The following is an 11,768-nucleotide window of genomic DNA, read 5'->3' as shown; positions in this document are numbered from 1 at the left end:
TATGATGGATGAAAAACAGTTAACAGCCAAATGGGATGCCATTTATCAAGGCGCGGGTAAAGCCATTGATTGGGTAACGGCAGTAAGAGGTAATGCACCTCGTTTAAATACCGAAGCCGATAGCCTTATCTATCGTCTGCGCCGTAGCCGTAACATGGCAAAAAATCTCAGTTTAGCAACACAGAGACCAATGTCTGTGGGCTTTTTTGGTCTTTCTCAAGCAGGAAAGTCGTACCTGATTTCAGCACTTGCCGCAGGGCAAGATGGTCGCCTAAGAACCAATATGTCAGGTAAAACCCTTGATTTTATCGACCACATCAACCCACCGGGTGGCGGTAAAGAAGCCACAGGTTTAGTAACCCGCTTTAGTCGCAACGCCACAAAAGGTACGCAAGAGTTTCCTGTTGAGCTGCATCTTTTCAGCGAAATTGAGATAGTTAAAATTCTCGCCAATGCCTATCTGTATGACTTTAATCAGGAAAAAATTGAATTTGAATTAGATGACGAGAAAATTTCTCGTTTAATCAATTCATTAAGCACACAATGCAGTGCTACACCTGTTGCTGGCATTACTCATGATGACGTTGTCTCGTTATGGGATTATCTGCAACGTCATGCTGAAAAAAGCCAGAAAAAATTGGCAACAACCTATTGGCCTAAAGCGATTGAGTTAGCGCCTTATCTCAGCATTGCACAACGCGCTAAACTCTTTTCTGTTTTATGGGGCGATATTGCAGAGCTGACATCTGCTTATCAACGTTTTAGCACCACTCTTGCCTCTTTAGGTAATGCACCTCTTGTTTTGGCTCCGCTCACTTCTTTAGTCAAAGAGCAAGACGGCGTGTTAATACAAAAAGACAGTATTATGAACGTGGATATGTTAGAGCGTCTCAATACTGCCAATGATAGCCAGATCAGCATTTGTCCTGTTCATGGCGATCGTATTGATGCTCCTGTGACGCTTTCGTTAGCAGAGTTAACTGCGCTGACGGTTGAATTAGTCGTTCCGCTATTAGATACACCAAGTAAAGCCCTGTTTGAACACGTTGAACTGCTCGATTTCCCGGGCTATCGCGGCCGTTTAGGGGTTGAAACTATGGCTGATGTACGTCGTCAAGTTAACGATGACAGTGCAAATCCGCTGGCACAGCTTATTCTACGGGGTAAAGTCGCCTATCTATTTGAACGTTATACCGATAACCAAGAGATGAATGTTTTAGTGGTATGTACCGCATCAAACAAACAATCAGATGTGAAAGAAGTCGGTGCAGTCCTCACAGAATGGATCAATAACACCCAAGGTAAAGATGCATTAACGCGCGCCAAACGCCCTTCAGGTTTAATCTGGGCAATGACCATGTTTGATATGCGTATTACCAACTCCTTAACCATGAATGAAGCGTTATTGCGTCAATCATGGGGTAAAGGTGGCATGATCAAAATGGCGATGTTAGAGCGCTTTGGTCAATATGAATGGATGTCATCAGATTGGATCAACGGTGAAGCATTTAATAACACCTTCTTAGTGCGTAAACCGGGCGTACCTACTCCGTTTATTCAAATCAGTAATGGCAAAGAAACTGTTCTAAATGAAGACAGTGTTTCTCAGCTACATCTGATGAAAAAAACCTTTGCGGAAGATGAAACGGTCCAACGCTATATTCGAGAGCCAGACCAAGCATGGGATGCCATGTTGGCGCTTAATGATGGCGGTATGCAACGCCTTGCCGACTACCTTGAAACCGTCGCATTAAAATCACTAAAACTTGAACGTATTAGCGAACAACTGCAAGAAATTCAACGTGATTTAATCGGTCATCACCTTGAAAAATGGTATCAATCAGGTGGTGAAGAAGAGCTTCAAGTCAAACGCCGTAATGCAGCCACTATTTTACGCTTTATGCAAAGCCGTCCTTATTTACAAGGTGCGTTACTGGATTACCTGTTGCCTTCTCGCAAATCACTCTACGACCTGTATATGCAGGAAAAAGAGGTTATCGATACACTTTCAGACAAGAAGGCAACACAAGCCCCTGTTTCCGCCTTTGCGGCTATGGAACAACCTGCTTTCGATCTCTTTAGTGATGCGCCAATCTCTCTAGTACCAGAAGAAGATGAACTCCCTAAAGGTCATGGCAATGAGGTTACTTACCCTAAAAAAGTGATGGCATTATGGATAAACCATCTGCGTAGCCTGCCTGATAACAGTACTTTGTTAACCTATTTAGGCATTGATCAAGAAATTATGGTGCTGTTAGTTGATGAACTTATCACTGCAATCAATCGCCTTGGTGTTGAACAGCGTATGTTGAAGACCCTTGCAGGGACAGAAGCTATTGCTCGTCGTGATGACTTAGCCGAACAGCAATCATCTCGCGTTTATAATGTGCTGGGTGATTTTATTACTTGGTTTAATTTTAAAGATAACGGTGTTGAGAAGCCTGATAGCAAAATCAATGCGGGTCATAAGATCTTTGAAAGACCTGATAGCGCTAGTGTGCAATGGGGTGATGATGAGCGTTTAGTCCGCTTACCTACTAACCCTGTTAACTACACCCTTTTATTTGTGATTGATTGGCTTATCGCTTTATCAGCGGTTATTACTGAGAATGCAGGGCATTCTGCGGGAAGAGAGATCAGTGCTGAACAAAACGCACTATTAGGTCAAATCATTCAAACCATGAAATCATCCGTCGTGGAGTCATAATTCGTGTTTAATCCAGAATTAAAACCCGTACAACCTGCTCGTCCCGGCTTTGCGGTATTAAGTATTCGTAATTGGGAAGGTGATGCTTCCCCTGTTTATTTAAGCATTCAGCGTAACCAAGATCGCTATTTCTTAAATGATAAAGGGGAATGGGTAGGTAATGCCTTTTTCCACCAGCTTTCACTTGAAGATGCTGATGATGGTTATCAAATCGTTCTTGATAAAACGCTCGTTGATCCCCTCGTTAGCAACTTACAAATGGCGTATCAATTTACGTTAAAAGACGATAACGAAACACAAGATATCGGGCGATTACGTATTCGTGATGGCGTATTAGCCTCACAAGCGCAAGGTCAGAGTGAAGCATTAAAATCAACAGCGACATTAGATAATCAGCCCGTTCCGCCTGCTCCTATTATTGAAGAAACACCACCGGAGCCAGAGCCAGAACCTCTCAAAATTGAGCCTGAAGAAGTAGAACCGGTTATCCCTGAAATCAACGTGGATGAACCGCCACAACGACCAACACCACCTGCACCGAAGAAATCAAAAATTGGCTTAATTTTAGCCATTATCTTGATCTTAATTTTAGCGGGTGTCTTAACATGGTTCTTCTTACTAAGAGGTAATCCTGCTGGCGAGCCAGCACCACAACCGACACCCGAACCCGCAACACCGAGTGTATGCAGTGTCGAAAATATGAAATCGGGTACCGCATTAGCCTTTGTACAAAGTTGCATACAGAGCCAACCGGATAGCAAAACTATCCTTGCAACTATTGAACAAGCGAAACAGAACAATCAATGTGATGTTGCCCAGCGTTTATATGCTTATAAAGCACAATCAGGTGATGTTGATATCGCACTGAATTACGCTCGTGAATACGATCCAGAAACCGCGTCAGCACAAGGTTGCTTTGGTGCAGACAAAGAAACGGCCATTTATTGGTACGAAGCGGTTCTTAATCACGACTCACAAAACAGTGACGCAAAAGCGCGTCTTGAAGCTTTGAAAAAATAGGAAAGTCGCATGAAAAAGGCGCATTGGCTTACTCTTATTCTCAGCGGTTTAATTCTGACAGCGCCAGCAAGTGCTGAAGAGAAAAAGCCGTTATTACAAGAGGGTAAAAAGACTCTCTATCAACGTGTATTAACTTACCCGGGTTGCCAAGTGGCTGACACTATTGGCGCAAAAGGTAAAGAGCAACCTGCATTTAGCCGTTTTTATGTTTATCAGCGCCAAAAACAAGGTGCCAATGAGTGGTTACAAGTTGGCCCTGATAGCTTAGGTCATATCAGTGGTTGGATGAATGCAAGTTGTACCTCAGAGTGGAAAATGCAGTTAACACTCGCGTTTACTAACCCTGCGGGTCGTAACCCAATGCTGTTTTTCAAAGATAAGCAAACGGTTGAAAGCTTACTTGAAAGCCCAACACCTGAAAAACAGTACAAGCCCTTTTTAGCAGATATCAAAAACCAGAAAGTGAATCCGGCTGTTTTAGCAAAAGAGCCAGATTATATGATTGATCAGAAAAGCAATTTTTATCTGTTACCTGTATTAGGCTCAGATGAAGTCTTTACTGATGCAGGCTATAAAGTGCGTGTCCTCAATGTGGCTTCTGTCTCTTCACAAACCAAAGACAGCAAAGAAGCACAGAATGCGAATGCAACGGCAAACAATACAAAACCGACAACACCTAACAGCAAAGATGCTGACAATATGATGCAAGGTTTTTCTGCCGCAGTCGTGTTTGTTATCGACTCGACCATATCAATGGACCCTTACATTGATAGAACCAAAGAAGCGATTCAAAAGGTTTATGCACAAGTCGAAAAAGACAACATGTTGGATAAGGTAAAATTTGGTTTAGTAGCATTTCGCTCTAATACCAAAGCCGTCCCTGCATTGGAATACGACAGCAAAATGTTTGTAAATCCTAATGATGTAAAAGACGGTCCTGATTTCCTAAATAAAGTTAAAGAATTACGCCAAGCCAAAGTCTCAAGTAGTCGTTTTGATGAAGATGCTTATGCCGGTGTAATGCAAGCGCTTGATGATGTTGATTGGACACGTTTTGGTGCGCGTTACGTTATTTTAATCACCGATGCAGGTGCATTAACGGGAGATGATCCTCTTTCATCCACTAAGCTCGACGCAGAGCAAATTCGCCAAGAAGCAGCTTATCGCGGTGTTGCACTTTATACACTGCATTTAAAAACGCCATCAGGTGCAAAAAATCACGCATCTGCACAAGCGCAATATGAAGCATTAACGCTTAATCCGTTCTTACACAAATCGCTTTACTACCCTATCAACTCTGGGGATGTGAATAGTTTTGGTCGTATGGTAGACAGCTTAGCAACCGCTGTAACCACTCAAATTCAAACCGCTTATCGTGGCGAAGCCACCGTGGGTAGTGCGTTAAATGCCGATCCTACTTATAGCAAGAATAAAGAGACAGATACCTTACTGAATGATGCACACGATTTAGGCTATGCAATGCGTTTAGCTTATTTAGGTGAGAAGCAAGGTACAAAAGCACCTCCTGTCTTTAAAGCATGGATAAGTGATCGGGATTTATTACAGCAAAATATCCCAACAACAGAAGTGCAGGTTTTACTGACTAAAAGTGAGCTGAGCGATTTAAGTGATGTGATGAAAAAAATCGTGAATGCAGCTAATGAAGGTTTGATCTCTCCTGACAATATGTTTGCTGATTTACGATCAATTGCCGCCACGATGGGGAACGATCCAAATCAAATCAAACAAGGTTCAGCAACCAAATTAGGTGAAATGGGCTTACTGGGTGAATATGTCGAAAATCTCCCTTATTTAAGTGAAGTACTTGGCTTAGATGAAGAGACATGGAAAAGCTGGGATGGTCTTGCGCAAGAGAAATTTATCCGCCGACTAAATACGAAATTACAATACTATCAACGTTATAATGAAGATGTTGATCGTTGGATATCCCTTGCACCACAAAGCGATCCTCGCGATCACGTTTATCCTGTTCCACTGGAAAACTTGCCTTAATGATCCAGATTGAAGGCATGGCAATTACGCGTGGTGATGCGCAACATGGTTTTCGTGTTGCGCTTCCTTCATTAACCCTTGAAAAAGGGGAAATCGGCGCGCTAACGGGATTAAGTGGTTGTGGTAAAAGTACCTTATTGGAAATGATAGGGTTAATCTTACGCCCTGATGAATTAACTCATTTTCAACTCGGTGACGATTTAATTATCACACAAGCGGTGTTAAGTAATAAACAAGCTCAACTCGCTTCATTACGTGCGGAGAAATTGGGTTTTATGCTCCAAAGTGGCGGATTACTTCCCTTTTTAACCGTCATGCAAAATATTCAATTACCTCGTAAGATGCTGGGATTAACACCGCACTCTGCTTGGCTTGATCACGCCATTGACCATCTGCAATTACGCCCTTTACTGAGTCGTCTACCTCGCCAACTCTCCATTGGTGAACGTCAACGCGCTGCATTTATTCGTGCTATCGCCCATGAGCCCGCTCTATTACTTGCTGATGAGCCTACAGCCGCTCTCGATCCTCATAATGCGCAAGCGTTGTATGCATTGATTGTTGAAATAGTAAAACAGCTCGATATCTCTGCACTGGTTGTCAGTCACGATTGGTCTTTAGTCGAGCGTTTTGGATTTAGCCACTATCACGCACAACTACAAGGGGGCGGTAGTGTCTTTATCAAACAATAACACTAATCCCAATCGCCTTGGCTTACTCAGTTCACTCGCTTGGCGCGACTTAATTTATGATCGCAAAGTCGCACTCTGTATTGTGTTCTCTTTAGTCTCAGTTATCGCACCACTGCTACTGCTGTTTGGGCTAAAAAACGGTATTGTGACGCAACTTCACAACCAACTCCTCAATGATCCGCGTAACCTTGAAATACGTATGTTAGGCAATGGTAATTATCCACAAAATTGGTTTAATGATATTGCACGTAAAGATGAGGTTCGATTTGTTATCCCATTAACACGTAGCTTAAACACTCAAGCCGATATTGTGATTGATGGGCAACGTTTTATTGATAATGCTGAAGTTATCCCGACAGCAGAAAACGATCCCTTATTAGAGGGTGTCGCAATTCCCCAAAATGCCGACACCTTAGTGCTCTCTGCTAATGCAGCACAAAAATTACAAGCAAATGTAGGCGATAGTGTGCGCTTATTTATCAGCCGTAAGCTTAATGGCGTCAATGAACGAGCCAAACGTACCTTTACTATTGCCGCCATTATCAGCGATAGCAAATTCTCAAGAGCGGCAGCCTTTGTTTCTCTTGATGTTTTAGTGGCAATGGAAGATTACCGTGATGGTTATCAAGCACCTCTTTTTGGCGTAACAGAAGGCTTTGAAGCGAAGCCAAGAACTCAGTTTGCTAAAGCTCGCCTTTATGCAAAAAATTTAGATGCCATTGCACCACTAGATGATTGGTTTAGACAACAACACATTGATGTAATGACACAAAAAAGCCAAATAGACTCTGTAAAAGCAATCAGCTACGTCCTTAACGTTATTTTTTCCGTGATTGCTTGGGTATCACTATTAGGCTGTATAGCCTCATTAATTGGCGCATTCCTTGCCAATATTGACCGTAAACGTAAAGACATGGCGGTATTACGCCTATTAGGTTTTCGTCAATTTGCAGTCTCTTTATACATCGTGTTGCAAGCACTGTTATTAACAAGCGTTGCCTTTATTTTAGCCCTTGGGCTTTATGGCATCGGTAGCGCCTTATTCACCACATTATTAGGCACACATTTACCTGAACAAGCTTTTGTTTGTCAGTTAACGTTTTGGGATTTATTGATTGCCATGTGCAGTGCCTTACTTGTCGCCTTAATAGTGGCAAGTATCGGCGCACTGCGTGCCGTTTCGATTGAACCTGCGGAGAGCTTACGTGAAATTTAATTTATCGCTTCTAACTTTATCATTCGCGCTGTTATCTAGCAGTTTTACCGCATCTGCCAAATGGGATGATAAATTTGTTAACCCTAAAGCTTTGCCTGATGATGTTACTTTGCCTTTCCCTTGCGAAGGTTCAATGGTTTTTCGCCAAGTAACCATACCCTTAAGCCAGCCATTACAAGATTACAGTGTGACCTTAGGGCAAGAAGGTGATGAATGGGGCTATTTAGAACAATCTCGAGCAGAACATATTGCGGGTAGCTTTCCATTAAAAGGCAAAGAAAAAGGTCGTTACTACCTTATGGCGAAATACCCCGTTACCGACCTGCAATATAACGCCATGCAGAGCGTGATTAATGGTAAAGAGTGCCCTGTTGCTTCAAATAAATTACGTTTACCAAAAGTGAATATCAGTTGGTATGAAGCGATGCAATTTGCTGACCAATACAACCAATGGCTAAGAAGCAATCATCCCGAAGCGTTACCTGTTGAAGATGGCGCAAAAGGTTTCGCAAGATTACCGACAGAAACTGAGTGGGAATTTGCGGCACGTGGCGGTTTAAAAGTATCAGCTTCAGAGTTTCGTGATATGCGTTTCCCAATGCCAGAAGGCACCAAAAACTATATTTGGTCTGCGGGTAGTCAATCCGCTAATGGCTCATTACAGCTCACCGGTTTGTTATCACCCAATCCATTAGGCTTACATGACATGTTAGGTAATGTCGCTGAAATGATGTTTGAGCCTTTTAGATTAAATAAACTCGACCGCTTACACGGACAAGCGGGTGGATTTATTGTGCGCGGTGGTAGCTATCTTACCCCAGAAAGCGATATGCGCAGTTCATGGCGTCAAGAAGAGCCTTATTACACCAACACTGGTGCAAATAAAAACAAATATACAGGTTTTCGTTTAGCCATTGTTGCTCCTGCATTGACATCACGTGACAAAATTAAAGAGATAGAAAAAGAGTGGCAACAATTAGGGAATGAGAAACCAGCGAATAATAACTCAAAAACTAATAGCGATAATTCCATTAATAGCCTGAATACGCTCTCAACCCAAGTACAAGATGAAGCGCTGAAAAAACAGTTAGCTGAATTAAAAAATACATTACGAGCAAATGCACAACTGCGTGATGAGCAACGTGATCAAGCTATCCGTACTTCACTGCAATTAGGCGCTTTTTTATGTACCAAATTAAAAGATGATGGCGAGTTCTATGATCGATTAATTGCACTGCATGAGAAAAACTGCCCTGCAGGCGCAAAAGATGCCACATGTGAACGACGTCAAGAGCAAGTTAACGAACATAAGAAAACCCTCGACTTCGTTGTGAGCTATTACGCAGACACATTAGTGGATATGGCAACAACGTATGATGCCTCTTTAGTAAAACCTCAAGTTGACGTTGTACGTCAATTAATGGAAGCCAGAGGCAAATCAAATTTAAATACGTACCTTTCAACGTATATGCAGGGACTCCAAGGATATTGGGCTAACGGTAAAGTTTCACGGAACGAATGGCTTGAAGCGTGCAAAAAACAATAACAGAGACTTTGGGATAGGTGTGGTATGAATAAACGACTCATGGCGGTACTTGGCATTAGTGCCATACTTGCCTTATCAGGATGTCAAAGTAATAGCGGTGCTGATCCACGTTTGAAAAATAACAGTGATATGGAGTTTTTCAGTAAATCTGGCATTGGGGCTTGTGCTGGTGGTGCCGCTATTGGCGCATTAAGTTGCCTAGTCGCTAATGTTGATAACAAAGGCGCCTGTATGATTATCGCGGCGGTCGCGGGTTGTGGTGTCGGTATTGGTGCAAATGCCTATTTAGACAATAAGCGCCAAAACTATGCCTCGAAAGAAGAAATGCTCAACTCGATGATAGAGGATGTAAAAAAAGAGAATCAGCGCCTACAAAGTGCCTCAAATACCGCAAGAGCCGTAATCAACGACGATAAAAGAGCGTTGGCAAAAATTGAGCAAGATATGAAACAACAACGCCTTAATAAAGCCACAGCTGAAAAACAATTAAAAGGTATTGATGCCAATATCGCAGCACTGCGTTCTCGTTTAGCGGATATGAAAAAACGTGAAGGTGAATGGCGTGATATCGCTGCGCAAAGTCGTCAAGATGGCCTAAAGACAGCACAGCTTGATAAACAAATCAATGGGATGAAACAACAAGTAACCTCTTTACAAGAAGAACTTGATAGTCTTTATACCCAACGTACAGCAATAAAACTTAGTTAACGTTAAAAAGGATGATAATGAAATTTTTACCTCTTTCCCTTGTTGGCATGACCTTACTCTTAAGCGGTTGTGTCACCAATCCCGCTGATTGTGATCCAACAACGGGTGATGTCAGTATAATTACTAAATTTAACTGTAATTATTCAGGGACTTATGACAATCGCATTGAACAAAAAAAAGCGATTTTAGGTAATGAACAAGCATTAAACACCGAGTTTAAAGCCGTTCTTGCCGCCATTGAAAAAGAAAAACAGCAGACCAATGCAGATCTAAAAAGTAAACAAGCGAGTCAACGTGCATTAAATCAATCAATGAATAATCTGTTAAATCAAATTCGCCAAAAAACCAAAGGGCAAAATGATATTCAAAAGCAGATCAATGAAATTGATAAGCAAATGAAAGCGGCACAAAATAACCCATCAAAATCAGTGATGGAAAAACAGCTTGAATTAGAGAACTTACAAAATCAAGTACTCAGTTTACAAAGTGATTTAGGACTTAAATAAATCTAAAAAAGCTCTCTATTATTATTTAGAGAGCCTTTTCCTTTTATTTTGATTACTATAATTTATATATTTAAATAGTGATTTATATTTTTTATATATTATTAATTATATAATAATTAATAGAGCACTTTAATAAAACAACCTTATTTAAATAAGAGTGCTATTTTTTATTCCATTAAAAATAAACTCATTATTATAATCCCATCCGCTTAATAACGTGTTCTTATTATTTTACTTATGGGATATAACTAATGAAAAAAAATTTACTATCAACTTTATTTATAACTGGTTTATTAGCGACTTCTTCTGTTTATGCTCAAAACGATTTTAAATTAGATAAAACTACAATTTCAGCGGGTTATGCACAAGTTAAAATGGCAGGACAGAACCCGATACATGGTGGTGTTTTTTCTATTCGCCAAGAAATCAATTCACAGTTTGGTATTTTAGCAACCGCAACATATGCTCAAAATGAATATGATCTGAATAAGCCAGTTAATACTTTTTTTAAAGATGTGAATGCACGTTATTATTCTGTAATGGCAGGTCCTACACTACGTTTAAATGAGTTTATTAGTGTTTACGGCACTGCGGGTATGAGCCAAATTCAATTTAAATCTGATAATTCAGAATTAAAGAAAATAAAGAAAAATGCATTTAGTTGGGGTGCTGGTTTAATCGTTAACCCAGCAGAGATGGTTTCTATTTCTCTTGGGTATGAAAATAGCCGTTTTAAATTCAAAGATACCGATAACAAGATAATTCTAGATGGTTTTGTTGCTAATATTGGTTATCGTTTTTAATTAATATAAAGCACATATTATTTTATGATATGTGCTTATTTTATTATTAAATTCAAAGAACAATAAATTTTTTAAGTATTCAATGATTATCTTAAATTAAAGAATAATTCCGTACTATCAGGTCGATACATTCCTTTATTTGCTGATGTAAAAGTAAAGCCCTTTGACTTTAAAATAGGCGTCAACTCTATCAATTTTTCTTGTGCTACGGTGATCAGTACATCTGGTGAATCAAAATACTGCAATGATAAATCAATTAATTGGCTACCAATCCCTTGTCCTTTATACAGAGGTGAAGTGTAAAGTGTACAAATTTTATTCTCATCAGTACTCTTTTTTAGTAATGCAACACCTAATAATAGATCACCATTATGAGCAATAATGATTTTTCGTTGGGTATCATATGATGGTTTATAAAATTTATTTTCTAACCAATAATTAAAATTTGGATATAGTATTTTTAGCTCTTTTAAAAATAAATTTATCTGTAATAAAGAAAGATTGTCTTTATGCATACATAAAAAAGAATAATTAATATTTTTCATATAACTGTCTCA

General features: G+C 40.3%; 10 protein-coding genes. 9 read left to right on the top strand and 1 reads right to left on the bottom strand.

All coding sequences use genetic code 11. The features are described 5' to 3' along the window. The first annotated feature begins 1 nt into the window (after position 1). From AB4J89_RS15645 to AB4J89_RS15605, 9 genes are all read left to right on the top strand, one after another. Positions 2-2,707: a putative virulence factor gene (locus tag AB4J89_RS15645; protein WP_368469866.1), complete on the top strand. Its 2,706-nt coding sequence runs from the start codon at positions 2-4 to the stop codon at positions 2,705-2,707. A gap of 3 nt (positions 2,708-2,710) precedes the next feature. Next, positions 2,711-3,727 (top strand): hypothetical protein, encoded by a 1,017-nt coding sequence (locus AB4J89_RS15640; protein ID WP_368469864.1) that lies wholly within the window; start codon positions 2,711-2,713, stop codon positions 3,725-3,727. 9 nt (positions 3,728-3,736) lie between these two features. Then, a complete protein-coding gene (locus tag AB4J89_RS15635) occupies positions 3,737-5,740 on the top strand; it encodes a vWA domain-containing protein (RefSeq protein ID WP_368469862.1) in 2,004 nt (667 codons plus the stop codon). Then, positions 5,740-6,432, top strand: a complete 693-nt coding sequence (locus tag AB4J89_RS15630; protein ID WP_368469860.1) for an ABC transporter ATP-binding protein — start codon at positions 5,740-5,742, stop codon at positions 6,430-6,432. Before AB4J89_RS15635 ends, AB4J89_RS15630 begins: the two co-directional genes overlap by 1 nt. Further along, positions 6,413-7,648: an ABC transporter permease gene (locus AB4J89_RS15625; RefSeq protein ID WP_088494276.1), complete on the top strand. Its 1,236-nt coding sequence runs from the start codon at positions 6,413-6,415 to the stop codon at positions 7,646-7,648. The genes AB4J89_RS15630 and AB4J89_RS15625 overlap by 20 nt, the downstream gene beginning before the upstream one ends. Next, the gene (locus AB4J89_RS15620; protein WP_193775140.1) at positions 7,638-9,194 is read left to right on the top strand and encodes an SUMF1/EgtB/PvdO family nonheme iron enzyme; all 1,557 of its coding nucleotides are present in this window, start codon (positions 7,638-7,640) and stop codon (positions 9,192-9,194) included. The genes AB4J89_RS15625 and AB4J89_RS15620 overlap by 11 nt, the downstream gene beginning before the upstream one ends. 24 nt (positions 9,195-9,218) lie before the next feature. Beyond that, the gene (locus AB4J89_RS15615) at positions 9,219-9,902 is read left to right on the top strand and encodes a hypothetical protein (protein WP_088494275.1); all 684 of its coding nucleotides are present in this window, start codon (positions 9,219-9,221) and stop codon (positions 9,900-9,902) included. 17 nt (positions 9,903-9,919) lie between these two features. Beyond that, positions 9,920-10,408 (top strand): hypothetical protein, encoded by a 489-nt coding sequence (locus AB4J89_RS15610; protein ID WP_368469857.1) that lies wholly within the window; start codon positions 9,920-9,922, stop codon positions 10,406-10,408. Between the two features lie 251 nt (positions 10,409-10,659). After that, positions 10,660-11,211: an Ail/Lom family outer membrane beta-barrel protein gene (locus AB4J89_RS15605; protein ID WP_349474280.1), complete on the top strand. Its 552-nt coding sequence runs from the start codon at positions 10,660-10,662 to the stop codon at positions 11,209-11,211. 86 nt (positions 11,212-11,297) lie between these two features. On the opposite strand, the gene AB4J89_RS15600 is transcribed toward AB4J89_RS15605, so the two are convergent. Next, positions 11,298-11,756: a GNAT family N-acetyltransferase gene (locus tag AB4J89_RS15600; RefSeq protein ID WP_088494274.1), complete on the bottom strand. Its 459-nt coding sequence runs from the start codon at positions 11,754-11,756 to the stop codon at positions 11,298-11,300. Positions 11,757-11,768 lie beyond the last annotated feature (12 nt).

The sequence above is a fragment of the Proteus sp. STS61-E genome (assembly GCF_040932335.1).
Taxonomy (GTDB): domain Bacteria; phylum Pseudomonadota; class Gammaproteobacteria; order Enterobacterales; family Enterobacteriaceae; genus Proteus; species Proteus mirabilis_B.
Note: the sequence above shows the minus strand (reverse complement) of the source record. Positions and strands in the feature narration are given on the sequence as shown.